This is a genomic window from Hyphomonas sp. (assembly GCF_041689225.1).
Classification (GTDB): domain Bacteria; phylum Pseudomonadota; class Alphaproteobacteria; order Caulobacterales; family Hyphomonadaceae; genus Hyphomonas.
In genome coordinates, this window is record NZ_JBDNGN010000176.1 from 1 (window position 1) to 15,791 (window position 15,791).

At 55.8% G+C, this 15,791-nt stretch carries 15 protein-coding genes, 1 tRNA gene and 2 pseudogenes; 4 read left to right on the plus strand and 14 right to left on the minus strand.

What is annotated here, in order from left to right; all coding sequences use genetic code 11:
• The 3 genes and pseudogenes from ACESNB_RS17355 to ACESNB_RS17365 all read right to left on the minus strand — a co-directional run.
• Positions 1-391 (minus strand): annotated as a pseudogene (locus ACESNB_RS17355) (IS6 family transposase); the annotation flags it as partial.
• A 123-nt stretch (positions 392-514) separates the two neighbouring features.
• Positions 515-1,720, minus strand: coding sequence for a Na+/H+ antiporter NhaA (gene nhaA / locus ACESNB_RS17360; protein WP_373009599.1), 1,206 nt, complete (start codon positions 1,718-1,720; stop codon positions 515-517).
• 454 nt (positions 1,721-2,174) lie between these two features.
• Positions 2,175-3,083 carry a hydrogen peroxide-inducible genes activator gene (locus ACESNB_RS17365; RefSeq protein ID WP_373009600.1) on the minus strand — a complete coding sequence of 303 codons (909 nt, stop codon included), beginning with the start codon at positions 3,081-3,083 and terminating at the stop codon, positions 2,175-2,177.
• 131 nt (positions 3,084-3,214) lie between these two features.
• Between ACESNB_RS17365 and ACESNB_RS17370 the strand changes: the two genes are divergently transcribed.
• Positions 3,215-3,382, plus strand: a complete 168-nt coding sequence (locus ACESNB_RS17370) for a hypothetical protein (RefSeq protein WP_373009601.1) — start codon at positions 3,215-3,217, stop codon at positions 3,380-3,382.
• 189 nt (positions 3,383-3,571) lie between these two features.
• Here the strand turns inward: ACESNB_RS17370 and ACESNB_RS17375 are convergent, their stop codons facing one another.
• The 10 genes from ACESNB_RS17375 to selA all read right to left on the minus strand — a co-directional run bounded on the left by ACESNB_RS17375 (position 3,572) and on the right by selA (position 13,500).
• Entirely contained in the window at positions 3,572-3,931 is a 360-nt protein-coding gene (locus ACESNB_RS17375) for a DUF2490 domain-containing protein (protein WP_373009602.1), read from the minus strand.
• Positions 3,932-4,071: 140 nt separating this feature from the next.
• Positions 4,072-4,827, minus strand: coding sequence for a delta-class carbonic anhydrase (locus tag ACESNB_RS17380; RefSeq protein WP_373009612.1), 756 nt, complete (start codon positions 4,825-4,827; stop codon positions 4,072-4,074).
• Positions 4,828-5,159: 332 nt separating this feature from the next.
• Complete coding sequence (locus tag ACESNB_RS17385; RefSeq protein WP_373009603.1) at positions 5,160-5,465, minus strand: DUF190 domain-containing protein; 306 nt, start codon at positions 5,463-5,465, stop codon at positions 5,160-5,162.
• Between the two features lie 10 nt (positions 5,466-5,475).
• A complete protein-coding gene (locus ACESNB_RS17390; protein WP_373009604.1) occupies positions 5,476-6,453 on the minus strand; it encodes a sodium-dependent bicarbonate transport family permease in 978 nt (325 codons plus the stop codon).
• A 176-nt stretch (positions 6,454-6,629) separates the two neighbouring features.
• Positions 6,630-7,046, minus strand: a complete 417-nt coding sequence (locus ACESNB_RS17395) for a hypothetical protein (protein WP_373009605.1) — start codon at positions 7,044-7,046, stop codon at positions 6,630-6,632.
• 818 nt (positions 7,047-7,864) lie between these two features.
• Positions 7,865-8,383, minus strand: a complete 519-nt coding sequence (locus tag ACESNB_RS17400; protein WP_373009606.1) for a UGSC family (seleno)protein — start codon at positions 8,381-8,383, stop codon at positions 7,865-7,867.
• A gap of 57 nt (positions 8,384-8,440) precedes the next feature.
• The gene (locus ACESNB_RS17405; protein WP_373009607.1) at positions 8,441-10,030 is read right to left on the minus strand and encodes a TlpA family protein disulfide reductase; all 1,590 of its coding nucleotides are present in this window, start codon (positions 10,028-10,030) and stop codon (positions 8,441-8,443) included.
• A gap of 71 nt (positions 10,031-10,101) precedes the next feature.
• Positions 10,102-10,196: transfer RNA gene (locus ACESNB_RS17410), tRNA-Sec, on the minus strand.
• A gap of 35 nt (positions 10,197-10,231) precedes the next feature.
• The gene (selB, locus tag ACESNB_RS17415; RefSeq protein ID WP_373009608.1) at positions 10,232-12,112 is read right to left on the minus strand and encodes a selenocysteine-specific translation elongation factor; all 1,881 of its coding nucleotides are present in this window, start codon (positions 12,110-12,112) and stop codon (positions 10,232-10,234) included.
• Positions 12,109-13,500, minus strand: a complete 1,392-nt coding sequence (gene selA / locus ACESNB_RS17420; protein WP_373009609.1) for an L-seryl-tRNA(Sec) selenium transferase — start codon at positions 13,498-13,500, stop codon at positions 12,109-12,111. The genes selB and selA overlap by 4 nt, the downstream gene beginning before the upstream one ends.
• Positions 13,501-13,996: 496 nt before the next feature.
• Between selA and ACESNB_RS17425 the strand changes: the two genes are divergently transcribed.
• Both ACESNB_RS17425 and ACESNB_RS17430 read left to right on the plus strand, forming a co-directional pair.
• Positions 13,997-14,179, plus strand: coding sequence for a hypothetical protein (locus ACESNB_RS17425; protein WP_373009610.1), 183 nt, complete (start codon positions 13,997-13,999; stop codon positions 14,177-14,179).
• A 375-nt stretch (positions 14,180-14,554) separates the two neighbouring features.
• On the plus strand, positions 14,555-15,070 hold the full coding sequence (locus ACESNB_RS17430; protein ID WP_373009611.1) for a CBS domain-containing protein: 516 nt from the start codon (positions 14,555-14,557) through the stop codon (positions 15,068-15,070).
• Here the strand turns inward: ACESNB_RS17430 and ACESNB_RS17435 are convergent.
• Positions 15,015-15,643, minus strand: a pseudogene (locus ACESNB_RS17435) (transposase). The gene ACESNB_RS17430 and the pseudogene ACESNB_RS17435 overlap by 56 nt on opposite strands.
• Between ACESNB_RS17435 and ACESNB_RS17440 the strand changes: the two are divergent.
• Entirely contained in the window at positions 15,566-15,748 is a 183-nt protein-coding gene (locus ACESNB_RS17440) for a hypothetical protein (protein ID WP_373009613.1), read from the plus strand. The pseudogene ACESNB_RS17435 and the gene ACESNB_RS17440 sit on opposite strands and share 78 nt — an antisense overlap.
• Positions 15,749-15,791: the final 43 nt, after the last annotated feature.

Sequence of the window (15,791 nt, forward strand, 5' to 3'; positions counted from 1 at the left end):
CCCCTCGCTGCCGATCACTTTCATTGCCGCACGATGTGAGGGGCATCTGTCCGTCACGACGACATTTGGATTGCCGTATCGCTTCATTGCTTTTTTTAGGAATTTCAATGCTGCGGCTTTGTCCCGTTTCTGTGTGACGTAGGATTCCAGGACTTCGCCTTCATGATCCACAGCTCGCCAGAGGTAATGTCGTTCGCCTCTAATCTTCACGAAGACCTCATCTAAGTGCCACTGCCAATGTGGGCTACGCCGCATCGACTCCGATCGACGTTTCCGGATCGTGTGCGAAGAAAGCACCGAAGCGATCGACCCAGAGATGGGCGCTTTCGTGGCAAATGTCGATCCCACGCTCGTGCAGGAGGTCTTCGACATTGCGCAGAGACAGCGGCATCAATACGCCAAGCTCGATGATCTCGGGTGAGGTTTTAAACTAGCGGAACGGGTTTTTGCTCATTTGCCGAGGCTAAACGCCCCTGCTCCGCGTCTCAAGGCGTTTGCCCTGACAATACCGTCGTCACGACGAGGCAACCGATGCCATCCGTGGGTACTCGCCGGCACGGCAAGCGAACCAAAGCACCGCCGCGCCAGTCACTGCGGAAAGGACAGACCCGGACAGCACGCCAATCCTCACCTGATCGAGAAGTACGTCTGATTCGAATGCGAGCGTTCCAATAAAGAGGCTCATTGTGAACCCGACCCCGGTCAGGCATGCGACCCCATAGAGTTGGGCCCAGGAGGTACCTTCCGGTCGCTTTGCAATTCCCGTTCTGACGGCGAGGACTGTGGCACCAAATACCCCCAGCTGTTTGCCAAAGAAGAGACCAAGCGCGATTCCGAGCGGCAACGGCGCCAAGAGGTCTTCAAAACCAATACCCGAGAGAGAGACGCCTGCATTTGCGAAAGCAAAGATTGGCAGGATGCCAAAGGCCACCCACGGGTGCAGGTCGTGCTCTAGCTTATGCAGCGGGGATTGTTCTTCAGCTGTCCGACCCTGTATCGGAATCAGGAGTGCCGTCAACACGCCAGCCAGCGTTGCATGGACACCTGACTTGAGAACGCAAACCCAGACAAACAAGCCTATCAGCAAATAAGGCGTGGTGACCTTCACACCTGATCGGTTCAATCCGATCAAGGCAACGACACCGAGCGCGGCGAGTCCGAGCGCCAAAAGTGACAGGTTGGACGTATAGAACATCGCGATAATCAAGATCGCCCCAAGGTCATCAATGATCGCGATCGCGAGCAGGAAGATCTTAAGCGAAACAGGAACCCGGCTGCCGAGGAGCATCAGGATACCCAGCGCAAACGCGATATCGGTCGCAGCCGGAATGGCCCAGCCTCGCAGCGACTCCGGGCTGTTCATGTTTATACCCAGATACACCAAGGCAGGCACCGCCATTCCCCCGATCGCCGCGACGATAGGCAGGGCGGCCTTGTCCAGACTGGAGAGTTCCCCCTGAAGGACCTCGCGCTTTATCTCCAGACCAATCAGGAAGAAGAAGATCGCCATCAAGCCGTCATTGATCCACAGGATCAATGGTTTTGCGATCTCAAGGCCGCCGACCTGCACTGAAACGGGAGTTTGCAACAACCCCTTGTAATGATCGAGGAGGAACGAATTGCTGGCGAGGAGTGCCGCAAGCGCGGCAAGGATCAGCAGTATTCCAGCTGACGACTCCAGTTTCATGAAGTTCTGTATACGGGAAATTACGAAGGTCATATCGTATCACTTTGAAGGAATGGGGGCATTGCGTAGAAAGGGCGCAATCAAGAATTGCGGCGAGAAAGATCCGCCGCGAATCCGTCAGATGAAACCAATTTCCAGGATGATCTCACCAGGGTTTAATCCCATTCGGAAAAGTCCTCACGCCGGCGACGCCGGGATTTTGATCTTTCGAACCTACTAGCGCGATCGTTTTCGCCGAATGCTTTGTCCCGTCGGTCGTCATGGCTGCGGACCTTGCGCGGCTCTCGCCGGTCATCGCCAGTCATGGCTTTCGAGAGCTCCGAAAACATGTCGTCCAACCAGTTCATTCCAATGTCTCCTCGTGCGAATCCAAGACTAGAGATCGCCCATGGTTGGCATTGTTTCAAATTCATTATCTTCATCGACCCAATAGCTTTTTACTATCTTTGTCGGTTTGCCACAGCCAAGGCCTGAAATTGAGCCGAAACTAACGCTTCCGCCGCGCAGGCACCTTGTGAAGGATCGACCCGGCAGCCTCCCGAAGCTCCCCAGCCAGCAAACGCAGGCGGCTGGCGAGAGGCGAGGTCATCCGCCAGATCAGAGAAATCTGCCTGCTGGCACGCGTGTCATTGATGCGCCGGATGATAAGATCGGGATCCCGGCGCGCTTCAATAAGAGCATATAGGCTGGGGAAAACGGCGATGCCGACACCCATTTCTGCCATTAGCCGAATCGCATCAAGACTTGTGCCCTCATACTCTGAGTTCACGTGCGCCCCCGAGACCTCCGCCAGCGACTGAATGATCAGATTGAGACGATGACCATAGCCCAACGTGAGCAGGGTGCGCCCTTCAAGATCCGCAAGGGACACATCACCCGTCTTTTGAGCCAATGGATCGTCCGGCGCAGCACAGACCCACAGATCTTCCTGGAACAGGAATTCGTGATCGACGTCAGAATGGTCTTCAACCGTTGAAATCACCGCATCAAAATGCCCGTCATGCAAATGACGCTCAAGATCGATTGTGCGCTCTTCGCGCACGATCAGGCGCAAATCGGGATGCTCTGAGTGAAGATGACGCGTCACTGAGGGCAAAAGATAGGCGCCAATTGTTGGCAGGACACCAAGCCGGATGCGCCCCGTCAGATCCTGCGCATCGGCACGAACCACCGACTTCAGGTCCTCGGCATCCCTTAAAAGCAGCCGGGCGCGGCGGACAACTTCCTCACCGATCGGTGTCAAAAATGCCTGCTGGCGACCACGCTCTATCAGCACAGCGCCGAGCTGAGCTTCCATTTCCGCTATCTGGGCCGACATGCTCGGCTGACTGACATTGGTGAGCTTGGCAGCTTCACCAAACTTGCCGGTGTCGGCGATCGCAACCAGGTACTGCATCTGTCTGAGAGTTGGGCGCACAATATAGTCTTTCTCTATTAACTCGAACGAATAGTAATATTGGAACTAATATACAATTATGTCTATTTCAATCCTGAACCGAATAGACGGTTCGAAAAAAGGAGACCGAAATGACAAGAAAAGCCCCTCCCTCCCGACCCACCGGGCAAGGTGGCTACACAGAGAATATCCTCACGCTCGCTGCGTCTCCCAAGAGCGAGGATTGCGCCAAGCGTATGGAACGTCGTCACTGGCGCGCCCGTCGCAAACGACGGTATGCCCAGCCGCTCGGCGCATAAGGACGTTCCCATGCTGTCTGACGCAGACTTTGTGATGTTGTTTTCGGCTCTTCCCCAAAAGGATCCACGGAGCCGGGTGAAACTCCCCCAGAGGCAGCCCAGAGCGGTCGTCTCGCCCAAACCGATGGATCCCAACCGGTTTCTGCGCCGCTAGGCGCAGGACACACCTCTCTCCCCTCCGGCAGGCCATCACGTGCCTGCCGGTTTTTTTTGAGAGAGAATTTCAAAGTCTAGTGGTGAGAGAAAATTGGATAGAACGCGATTCTGTTGATCATCCGTACGTATGCGATACAATTTTCTGAGGTATCCCACCTCGATCCGGACCGTTGGGAACACGGTCCTGCCACAACCTACAAAGGCCCCATTCCGATCAATACCACTTTCCTGCCCCCAGTCCGCGTCGTTCAACTCAACAAACAGTTCGTTGGACACAATTTCTGAACGCGGCGCCTTCAATGGAACGCGATCAGACCAGCAACTGCCGTTCGCGGAAACCGGCCCCGTGAGGGCGGCGGAGGCTCCGGCCTGCGTGTCGGTATCCCCGTACACCAAACTGGCGAACGGAGGGTTGCACCAAACCCGAGACGAAACTGAAGCTTCGATTCCCGAACAAGGCAGGTGTCCCTACTCCAAGAAAAGTGTGCGGGCAGGTCGACTGACCTGCCCGTTCGTGAAAGATATCCGACGAACTACTCGATCTGCGACAACAGTTCGGGTGCGGTCACAAGCGCGCGCACACCGTGGGACTTGGTCTCATTGAATACATTGCCCTTGGATGCCCACTCATTGAGGGAACTGATGTCGACGCGGGCACACATGGGGCGAACACTCCAGGTCACTTGCAAAGGTGAGCATGTCGACTGATCGTAGCTTGGGCCCGTCGTTGATCCACGGAAGACAACCGGAGTTCCCGTTCCAGCTGGCAAGTTCTTTGGCTGGTGAAACCCATCAACGACCGTATTCTCGTACACATAGTCATTGAAATCGATCGCCGATGCGTCGTTGACGACTTGAAACGCCTGCGCTTCGACGCGCAAGGTTGGATTTTCGCACGTGTCGCTCAGACACGACCCCAAGCCCTCGCCTGGAGCCACATCGCAAGATGAATAGACCCAATGCACTTCAATTGTGTCACCTGGCTTGACGCCGCTGAACGCTCCCTCACCGTTGGCAGGATCGACCATTTCGGCCTCTGTCAGCTCGTCTGTTTCGTTGCACCGGTAGCCGCCCGTTGGTCCATCGCCAGCGTAAACATTAAAGCCCGGAGCTTTGTGCTCTGCATTGGTATGCGTGTGAATATTACAGAGGTTCAGTGCCTCAGGCGCTGGCGCGATTGCAAACTTGATCGGGTTGAGACCGTAAGCGCTTGCAATATCCCGGGGCGTTTGCGGCCCCGACGCCAAACACAGGTCCGCTGCTGCAGGCGCGACGTCGTTCATGACCATTGTTGGCTCCGCCTCATTCAGCTCGACCAAGACTGCCTCCGACTGAGGTGCCTCTGCGCCCTGCGGGGAGAGAGTGGTGCAGCCCGCGAGCGCAAGCGCGAGAAAACTCGCGGCACCGCCCATATACGTCGAACGAGATGTCAAAATCTGCATTTAAAATACCCCAGAAGAGCGGACGAACCGCTTGTTGTTGTTCTTGAGGAAATGGACTGCAGGAGCCATCCTTCAAATCGCATGTTTTGATCGTCTCGATACAAATTTACTATATCCAGATAGAGTTGTTCCGCCCACTAAACTGTCTGCGTCCAACCGGCACCCGGCGGAGAAACCACCTAAAAGCGATCAGGCCTCAGGACCTCAACCCGAGATGTATTCAGGATGCCGATATGCTGATCGAGCAGTTCGTGGAGTTCTAACAAGACATTCCGGATCGGTGCTTCATCGCTAATGGAAATGATCACGACCATGTCCTGACTGGCCGACAAATCCCTGTCACGTTGCCATCGGCTTCCTCGGCCATACCCGGAAAGTGCTGGCAACACTGTATAGCCAGAGACGCCTGCCGTTTCGAGAATTCGGCAAGCCCGCTTAAGCGCCATGCGCTCTATGATCAATTCCAGTCGGATTTTTTCGTGCACGTTGTCATCCTCAGCCTTGAATCAGGTTCGCGAAATAGAGGTAGAGCGGTATTCCGACCGCCAGGTTGAACGGAAAGGTCACCCCAAGCGATAGTGTGAGATAAATCGATGGTTTGGCCTTGGGCATCGCAAGCCGCATCGCGGCCGGAACCGCGATATAGGACGCCGAGGCCGCCAGCACCATGAGCAGCGCCGTATCGCCTGCCGGTATTCCGAGGCTCCAGGCGATCGCTCCGCCAAGGGTCGCTGACACGAGTGGCATATACAAACCAAATGCAACGGCACTGAAATCCAACTGGCGCCAGCCCTGCCGCAGCCCTCTGCCTGCAGAAAGCCCCATGTCCAGAAGGAAGAGGCAGAGAACGCCCTGGAAGGGATCAACGAAGAAGGGCGCAATCCGCTCCATGCCCGATTCTCCCGTCACCCATCCTATGGCCAGCGCACCAACCAGAACCACAATAGAAGCATTGAGGAGGACTTCACGATAAAGCTCGCCCGATTCCGAGCCCGCCACCGACGGCGCCTTCTTCTGGCCCCGCTGCGCCAGAATCAACGCTGTGATGATCGCAGGCGCCTCCATGAGTGCAGCAACTGCAACCATGTAGCCCGAACTCTCGAGCCCGGCCGACTTGATAAACTGTGTCGCCGCGACAAACGTGACGATCGAAATGGATCCATAGTGAGCAGCGGTTGCAGCAGCATCAATCCGGTCCATCTTGCTGGTCCGGCGCAGAAACGCAAAGGCTATGACAGGCAAGCAGAAGGACAGGACTATGCCCGCAGCCAGGACTGCCCAAACCTGAAAAGAGAAGTCGCTCTTCGACATCTCTACGCCTCCTTTGAGGCCAATCGCCATCATCAGGTAGATCGCGAGCCCTTTTGCAAAGGCTTCAGGAATTGTCATCTGTGATCTGAGCAGGGCTGCTGAAAGCCCCAGCACAAAGAACAATACCATTGGCGACAACAAGGTAGCCAGCATCAGGTCCATTGGGTTTTCATGCTCCAGTTTGCGCTCAAAAAAGAGCCTCGCTTGGCAGCGCGCCAAGTGAGGCCAATGACTGTTTTCATGTTGGGTGTTTCGGGTCCCGGACTTGGGTCTGCGTTCATTCGTACCCTACAGGTACTCACATCAGGATGGATCGGAGTCGACTTCGTGCGACGGTCTCAAAATACGTGCCAATCTGTCAGGCGGGCGACAGCAACATGAAAACTGCGAACAAGATTTTCCTTTTCGCGTTCAGGGCCGAAATACCTGAACCTGCAAGCCACCAGTCTATGGTCGTCCGCATCTACAAAAGACTCTGAAATAGCGGTGAGTTCGAACGGACCCCAGCTTATCAAAGACTCGATATGATACTGCAGGGCCTCAATAGAGCCATCCCATACGGCAATCAAGTCCCATACATTGGAGTCCCCCAAGCCGATCGACTCTCGCGCTGCGGCTCCTTTTTGATCCGCACCGGCCGCGACCCTGGTCGCGGACGTCCCGGATCGGAAAACTAACGGGTCGCAGCCCCGGTCATGCTTGGCAAGCTGATCTTGCGGAGGCAACTGGAACACATCTTTAGCGAATATCGTCATGATCGGATCTCCTGTTCGGCTCCTTCAGTGAACAGGATATCCAGAAATGCGGATAATAATATTCGAATTATTGTGTGGTCTTCATAGGGTTTTCTTATATCGATGCGGCGCATTTAGGCTGCCAACCACCAGGACAAAAGCTTTCGGACCGTTCTCCCGATCGCGCAGCACCGGAGTAATATTCTCACCCGGCAATATTACTTTTCAACAGCTTGAACACGGCGACATCTCGCAGCGCCTGAGATAGATGCGAATTGCCGTTCGGTTCTTAGAGCGAATACCACTTAATGTCGCACCGGCCGCAGGATAACTTTTTCCTATCAACACGAGATATTTGTTCAATTTGAAAAATGGTTTCGTCGCCCCCAGGCCAATTTGGTAATGACCATTGGAGGAGCAGATGTCCCGCTTGGAAAAGCAACGTGAAACTAGCCGCTCTCTGAAGACCGGGATCGGTGGCTTCCGCGTACCGGGACTTGTCGCACAGCACAACGCCAAGTCTATGAATCCACCGGCCACTTTTGCAAATCCGAAACGCGATCTCTCACAACGCCGCGAAACGGGTTCCTGACCATTTTCTGAGGCTAAACGCCCCCGCCCTACGCCTCAAGGCCGTTTGCCCTGACACTGCCAGCGCAGCCGTGTTCATCGTCTGCCATTGTGCAATTCCTTGGTTGGCACGACCAGATTCGGGCAAGTAAGCATGAAGTAGCGAAACGGGTTTTTGCTCATTTGCCGAGGTTAAACACCTGGATTAATCACCTCAACCTCAGTGCACCTTAAAATGCTGCTCAGAAGTGCGTTTCCAGCCCACTTTGTTACTTTGTCAGCGCACTAATGATGCTGGTGAGTACATTTTTTGCTTTGGTTCGCATTTCATCATCCGTAGCATCCTGAATAGGATGTGGGACGAGGACATAGCGGGCGTCTTCCATGCCAAGAGCACTGCGCTGAAAATTGGCAGCTTCCTCGAATTCGGACGAAGCGATGGAGACCGATGGGATTCCCTGGATTTCAAACCAGACTGTGTCGTGCAGACTGCACGTCGTACAGGAACCTCAATCAGCCAAAGCCTCGATAACATAGTCCACTTCGCTCGCGATTTCGCGCCGCAGGTCATCAGGACATGGTTTAGTGAAAGTTGGCTTCGAATAGCGCTTCACGACAATGCCCGGTTCTGCGGCTGTGAGCTGGCGCTCAAGCTCATCAAGCAAGACATTGCCCCGGGGCTTGCGGATGTCGAGCAGGCCAACGGTGCCTTTGAGCGCTCCCGCTCTCGCGGTGATCTGACGTGCCACCGGCTTTCGTTCGTCAGTGGGGTCGAGGATTGTTGTCATGTTCCAACCTTCTTCTGCTCGCTTGTTTTTTGATCATACCTGTTTGGGAGCTTGTCTCTAGCCTAAATCGACCTTGCGCGACACCGATTGCGACCCGATTTCGCCGGTCGCCCACCCATGGAAAGCAGAGCTGAACTTGCCTGCATCAGATCCTGCGACGACAATATGAATATATTCCGGACCCGCGAATTTCGGCACTTCAGTCTTGAGCTTCCCCGCGCCCATTTTTTCGGCGGTTGCCTTGGGGATGCCTGCGCCGGACATTTCGTCGGCAACCATCTCGCTCAAGGGGCGCCGGGTCACTTCCTGGATCCGGGCGCGTAGCCGATCCTTGGTGTAATCTCCTTCACTCATCAGCGTGTCGATGTGCTCCGGGCACACAACGAGAAGTGCGTCGATTGGCAAGTTTCTCAATTTCGGCAGAAACACCCCCTCCAGTCCCAATCCGATAGACCCGGCGACCTGTTCGGGCTTGCGCGATTCCTGGTCAACGATATGGACAGGGCCGCCTGTCATGGCGAAGACCGTAACGACCGAATCCTCTTTCTTGAAGCCGCGTTCAACGTGAAGCGGCGGCCACGGAGAGCGTTCTTCGTTTTCCGCAAAGCACATCGTGTATTTCATCGGATTGCCAAGCGTAGAGCGCTCGACGCCGCCGGGCTTACCGCCGCCCACATTGCCGACGATGAGGCGCAAGGCACGGCCGATCGTCGCGTTGGCGCGGTTACCGGACCCGAGCGCGCCGAGGCCCTTGTTCATACCGATCCTGTCACGGATGGGACCATTAACGACGATCACGGGCGCCGCTCCCATCGTGGTGGCGGTGACGCCGTGAATATTGAACGCGTCAGTGCAGACGGCTTCCAGAGCCGCGATGATGACCGGCATGTATTCCGGCTTGCAGCCAGCCATGACCGCATTGATGGCAATCTTTTCCACTGTCGCTTCACCCATATTGGGAGGAACGGTCGCGATGAGATCTTGCCCGGAGCGGTGCGTTCCTTCGAGCATTCGGAGAACGCGTTCAGGTGTTGGCGGCACGAGCGGCAGGCCATCTGAAAAGCCCTGATCAAACATGAACTCTATGACATCATCTGCCGGAGCGATCTCGATTCGGCGAGCGAGCATGTCACTGCCCGCCGCGCTGGCGCGAAGCTTGTCGTATATTTCAGGATAGAGATGTTTGGATCCGCAACCGGGACGCCACACCGGAAGGCTTTCCCAGTCGATCTGGGCTTGAGGCATATCCAGGCGCTGGGCCAAATCTGCGCTCAGTTTCTCCCACTCTTCGCGAACGAAACCCTCGAAATGGGTTTGCACTGTGCCATCGGCGTCTATCCAGAATACGGACGGCACGATCTCGATTTCCCAGTCGAATGAAACCTGAGAAGTCGCATCATCCATGATCGGAAGCGTGAGATGATGGCGTTCTTTCAGGGTAGCATTGTCCGCCCCCGATTGCCCCACCATCAGCACGCGCAACTTGTCACCGTACGCCTTGTGGAAGGCCTCTACGACCGGCGCGGCCGTATTGCAGGTTTCGCAGTCTTCCTTGACGAAAACGACGAGATGCGGCCCGTCGCCAGGGAAAGCATGGATGTCGCCGGCAAGGGATTTCAGAGAGAAATTCGGTTTGGTGTCCGCCATGGATTCTCGCGCGCTTGTTTCATTTCATATTGGGGAGGAGAGACAGGTTTTGTCTAGGGTGACGCTGGGGCTGGCGGAGGTGGATGGGAATCGAACCCACCACACGTCTTGACGACGCGTCCATGGTTTTGAAGACCAGGGAAGCCACCAGACTCCAGTCACCTCCATGAACAGCAGACGTTAGCGGCAGCCAGCGGCGCGTCAATCGTCAGCCATATAGCGCGCGTCGCCAATGCGGACTGTAGCGCCACGCGAATCGAGATGCTCGAGGATGGGTACAATAAACTTGCGGGTTGTCTTCAGGGTCGCGCGAGCCTCTCCCGTCGAAAAGGCGGTCTGACCCGGATAGCTGGACTTGAGTGTTCTGATGGCCGCAGCGATGGCGCAGGAGTGAAACACGAGAGACTGCTTGAGTGAGACATTGTTCAGGCGAATGACCGTTCCCTCGTGAATAAGAAGGGCCAGCAGGTCAGCGTCGACTGGATCTATGAGGAGTGAATCTGACGCTGGAGGGGCAAGAGCCGATTCCTTCAATTTGGCGATTATGCTGGCCATGCGTTCTTGTAATTGTGCTGTCAGATGATTGAGGGGAGCGTGAGTGAGCAAGGCCACGTCCGCACCGGAAAGAACCAACTTTCCATCCAAAACGAGCAGCCCCTCGACAAACTCGATCAGTTCCCATGCCGTGTGCGGGACGCGCATGTGAGCACGCGGGGTCAGTGGCTTGAGCGGGCATGCCTCATGACAGGATTGAAGGCGCGCGATATAACTTTCCTTGACCTCTTCGACAGTGGATGACACCGCGACAAGAGTGTCCGTCACGTCCACAAACATCGCGCCCAATTCCGTGCGGACTTTTGCAGCAGGGCTACGTGCAAGGCGGCAGATGTCTGCGATGCGCGCGATCCCCAGATTTTCGCGGGCGAGAGCTGATGCGATACCCGAGGTGTCGCCGCACCAAGCTGATTTGAGGGTTTCAAGCCGTCGCTTTTTTTGGGCATTGTTCGCGGGCGCCAGGGGGTCGAGTATGATTGCTCCGCCGATGGTCTCCGCTGGCGAAAGGCTGCGGATGATTGCATGCTGGCCCGCATAAGTGGTGATGGCCGTAGGGAGGCGAAGCTGGGCAACGGCCGATGTGCCAGGGTTCAATTGCTTGCCGTCATAGAGGCGAACGCTCGCGACAGCATGGGCGGTGCCATATAAAATCCGCACCTGCTCCATGTGTTTGACGGGGCGGCTGGCGCGGGGGGACAGGCTGATTGAAACATCACATTGGACGGAGGGAACGAATGCATTCGGTGGATGCAGGATGTCACCCGGCTTGATTTGATGGGCGGAGATACCTCGCAGGTTCAGCGCGGTACGCTCGCCGGCATTGGCTTGAGATGATTTTTGACCACGCACTTGTATCCCGCGGATGGTTATGGATTGCGCTTTGGGACCAAGGACAAGGGCATCATCAACGTTTATCGATCCGCCATGCAGTGTCCCAGTAACAACCGTGCCATACCCTTCTGCAACGAATACGCGATCGACTGGAAGGAAGGCGGCAAAAACGGGTACTCTGCTGTTTGACCGAATGCCAAGTTGCTCCAATGCATCGCTGAACGCGCCTAACCCTTCCCTAGTTGTGGAAGAGCAGAAGATGAATGGCGCGTCGCAAAATCGTGTGTCTGACAGTGCGGCGCGCAGCCCGGCTTCGCAGGCAGCGTATTCACCTTTGGAAAGCCGGTCCGCATGAGTGATGGCGACAATGCCCTCATGGATGCCGAGGGATTCAGCAATCTGAAGGTGTTCCAGGGTTTGTGCCTGGACGCCCTCTACTGCGGATATGACAATGAGTGCTGCGCGGGCACCAGATGCGCCGGAGACCATGGCGCGGACGAAGTCTTCATGACCGGGAGCGTCGATGAAGTCGATCATGACATCGCCACACTGCCGGTAAGCAAAGCCTGGAGTGATGGAGAGCCCCCGCGCCTTTTCCTCTGGTAGCCTATCAGTTTCAATGCCTGTGAGCGCACGCACCAGTGACGTTTTTCCGTGATCGACATGTCCGATCACGATGACGGGACAGGTTTTCATCGAGCGCGCAGTCCGCGAAACGCATGCATGATAATGGGCAGATCTTCATCATTGAGCGTGCGGGCGTCCATGACGAAGCGGTCATCCCTGATGAGACCGATGATGGGAGTCTGGGCGGCGCGCAGGGCAGCGACAAGCGCATCCGCGGTACAAGACGGTGCAGATACACAGACGGCATAGCTTTCCAGATCTTGCTGGGGGAGAGACCCTCCGCCGACATAGGCTACGCTCTTCGCAACGGTCACGTCTTCGAGACCTGATGCAATGAGCGCGTCGGCGAGCCGGTCGGCTCGCGCGCGAACTTCGCCGACGGTTTGTGCGATGGCCCGCAGTACAGGCACGCTTTGGAAAGGATCGTGAGGTTCCCGGTAGAGCCGGAGTGTTGCCTCGAGCGCCGCGAGCGAGAGTTTATCAATGCGCACAGCCCGGCAGAGCGGATGAGACTTCAAGCTGCGCACGAGATGGGCGCGCCCGGCAATGATACCTGACTGGGGACCGCCGAGCAATTTGTCACCAGAAAACATGACAAGATCGACGCCTGATTTCAGGATGTCCGATACGACAGGTTCATCGCGCAAACCATAGGCGGAAAGGTCTATCAGGACACCGCTGCCGAGGTCTTCCATGAGGATGGTGTTTGAATTGCGCGCAAGCTGGGCTAGGTCTTCGCGCTTGGGCGCAGACGTGAATCCGACGATGCGGAAATTGCTTGTGTGGCTTTTTAAGAGGACAGCCGTTTCGCTGTCTATAGCACGCTCATAGTCTGAGGCACGGGTTTTGTTTGTAGAGCCGACTTCCTTGAGGATTGCACCACTTTGCTCGATGACGTCAGGCAGGCGAAAAGCACCACCAATTTCGATCAGTTCACCACGTGACGCGATGACTTTCTTACCCTGCGCAGTGGCCATCAGGCTGAGCAAGACAGCCGCAGCGCAATTGTTCACGACGAGAGCGGCTTCAGCGCCCGTCAGCTCGCAGATGAGGTCTTCGACATGGGCATAGCGCGAGCCACGCTTTCCGGCATGAAGGTCGAACTCGAGGTTTGAGTAGTTTGCCCCCATTGCCTGCATGGCGGCCAGCGCTTCAGGCGCGAGGCGGGCACGGCCCAGATTAGTATGAATGATAATGCCTGTCGCATTGATAACGCTGCGCATATTCGGCTGACGCCCTGCTTCTATCGAACTGACCAGGCTGGTGGCAAAGGTTTCGCTCTCGAAGTCAGGCAGGCTCGTGATGTGACCCGACCGGACGCCACTGCGCAGGGCCTGAAGCGTCGACCGAAGCGCCTGCGTAACTTCAGGGCGCGTATAGGTCTGAAGTAAAGCCCCGATGTGCGCTGTTTCAAGGAGCGCTTGCATCTGTGGTAATTGTCTCAATAGATTATCCACGTGCTTTCACCCTGCTGCCGCGTGCCAGTGTAGACATCGAATGAGGCCGTTCAACCTGAAACGCCGGTTGCGCATCCGAGGAGAGGGCGTTTATCCCGATCAGTCGCTCCTTGCACGATTTCGGCTGCCCAAGCTGCTGCCGCGGTGCTGAGAGGCTGTTGGGCGGGTGCTGTAAGACGCATGCAAACCGGTCTCCATGGTATTGTCAAAGGAACGAATTCAGATCGTCCCTCCTTGCCTCGTCGCCCGAATTTCAGGCGAACGATCCTGTGGCAGCTACAGTGCGGAGACGAGCAACAGGAAACAATCGGCTATCATACACTAGCAATATCGTTTCCTTTGACAATGCCAACGCGTTCTTTGCCAGCCGGGCAGATATCGCGATCCCGCTCCGGATCACAGGTCAAGGCGCGCAAACTTGCGGCACTCTGACGCGCCATCTGATCCATCGCCTGCTACGGCTCGTAAATTGAACGAAACAGAGCGGAGAGACGCGATGAACGAGCAATATGACAATCGCCTATTGGCCCAGATGTGCGCAAAGCAGGCCCGAATGCTGGACACCGATGGCATGGTTGACGATGCCCGGGACCTGTTGGTCAGCGCCTTTGCTATACTTCTCTCATTGGGCACTCAGCCCAAGCTGGCGCTCATTCCGGTACGCCTTCCCCGGCGCTGACATCTCTGCGCAAGGCGCCCTCGCAGTCTGGCGCCGGTGGCCGCACGACTATTCAGGAAGCATCTGGCGCGAGGCGCGATTTGCGAGAGACCTACTTGTTCTGCGATAAGCAGGTCCAGGTAGATTGTGAGCATCGCGAGCATCCCGACAAACATTGTGCCTCACCGGGCTACCTGAAGGCAACGCGGCGGGGTGCCGCCGGAAAATAATCAAGCTATCATAACATGTTTGTAGCGCATGTCCGAGTGCTCTATAAAGCCCATTGACCTTCCATTTGGACGAGCTCGGTCAAGATCGTCTTTGCACCAGCAATGTGAAAAACACTATTCCACAGGTCGCGAAATGCGCCAAATCTGAATCAAAGGAAACAGTTACATGAAAATCAAAGACCGGCCGGAATATCGCAGCAAGAGCTTGGTGTTGTCTTTTGACAAGGACACGCCGGTATTGGACGCCGTCGCCGTAATGAGCGAGAAAAATTACGGCGCAGTCGTGATCGTCGACTCGGCGAACAAGCCGGTCGGAATTGTGACTGAACGAGATCTTATGCGCCGGCTGCTGGCCAAACATAAAGATCCCAGTGCCACGCGGCTTTCGGAGATCATGACCACGGAGCTGAAGGTCGCCAAGGCAGAAGACAACCTGCTCGACTGGTTGCGGATAATGTCGAACGAGCGGTTCCGGCACTTGCCTATTGTTGACGATGCCGGTGTTTTGACTTCGATGATGAGCCAGGGTGATTTTGTCAGCTATACATGGCCCGAACTTTTTCAGCGTCTGGGGGAGCAAAGCAAGGCCACGTTTATCAAGATGCCTTCGCTGATCTCCATGGTCATCAGTATCGTGATATTTGCAGTCGCAGCTGGTTTCCTGGTTGTGCTAGGCAGCTAAAGTGGTTGTGCACTGACGAATGGAGTTTGACGAACTTCTGCAAACGTCGCATGCGCCGGAATCGAGACAACGCCCTTCCCGTCTTCAAAATGATAAGTGAGAATTCTCAGCGCGATTGTTGAGACGGCGTCCGGCTTCCCGGCGCCGTTCATTTCCATTGACTTGCATTGCGGCCCGGCAGGATGGGCATTTGTCCGTTACTGCGACCTCGGGATTTTTCTATCGCCTCATTGTTTTCTTCTGGAAGTTCAGCGCCGCAACCTTGTCACGTTTCTTTGTAACGAACGATTGAAGGACTTCCACTTCCTGGTCCACGGCATGCTAGAGATAGTATCGTTCACCCCGGATCTTGGCTGCGCCCTGCCTTCGGCTGACGAAGACCTGATCTGGATGCCGGCGCCACTGCGGGCTCCGCCGCATCGACTCTGAGCGCCGCTTCCGGATTTTGTGATCGAAGCAGGTGCAGAACCGTTCCACCCAGAGGCTGACGCTTTCATGGCAGATATCGATCCCGCGTTCGTGCAGAAGGTCTTCCACATTTCTCAGGGATCGTGGAAACCTGACGTACATCAGTACGCCAAGCTGGATGATCTCGGGAGAGGTTTTGAAGTAGCGGAACGGGTTTTTCGACATGGGATGAGGCTACTCACCGAGATCGATCACCTCAAGGTCGTTTGAACTGATCATACCCCGACAGTACCGTCCTGGCAACACGCGCCTA

Bases quoted from the DNA above. Each gene is read 5' to 3' on its own strand.
- ACESNB_RS17405 (WP_373009607.1), bottom strand. From the start codon at position 10,030: ATGGCGGACACCAAACCGAATTTCTCTCTGAAATCCCTTGCCGGCGAC.
- ACESNB_RS17365 (WP_373009600.1), bottom strand. From the start codon at position 3,083: ATGCAGTACCTGGTTGCGATCGCCGACACCGGCAAGTTTGGTGAAGCT.
- ACESNB_RS17380 (WP_373009612.1), bottom strand. From the start codon at position 4,827: ATGGTCATGAACGACGTCGCGCCTGCAGCAGCGGACCTGTGTTTGGCG.
- ACESNB_RS17440 (WP_373009613.1), top strand. From the start codon at position 15,566: ATGGCAGATATCGATCCCGCGTTCGTGCAGAAGGTCTTCCACATTTCT.
- selB (WP_373009608.1), bottom strand. From the start codon at position 12,112: ATGAAAACCTGTCCCGTCATCGTGATCGGACATGTCGATCACGGAAAA.
- ACESNB_RS17430 (WP_373009611.1), top strand. From the start codon at position 14,555: ATGAAAATCAAAGACCGGCCGGAATATCGCAGCAAGAGCTTGGTGTTG.
- ACESNB_RS17425 (WP_373009610.1), top strand. From the start codon at position 13,997: ATGAACGAGCAATATGACAATCGCCTATTGGCCCAGATGTGCGCAAAG.
- ACESNB_RS17390 (WP_373009604.1), bottom strand. From the start codon at position 6,453: ATGGACCTGATGCTGGCTACCTTGTTGTCGCCAATGGTATTGTTCTTT.
- nhaA (WP_373009599.1), bottom strand. From the start codon at position 1,720: ATGACCTTCGTAATTTCCCGTATACAGAACTTCATGAAACTGGAGTCG.
- ACESNB_RS17370 (WP_373009601.1), top strand. From the start codon at position 3,215: ATGACAAGAAAAGCCCCTCCCTCCCGACCCACCGGGCAAGGTGGCTAC.
- ACESNB_RS17395 (WP_373009605.1), bottom strand. From the start codon at position 7,046: ATGACGATATTCGCTAAAGATGTGTTCCAGTTGCCTCCGCAAGATCAG.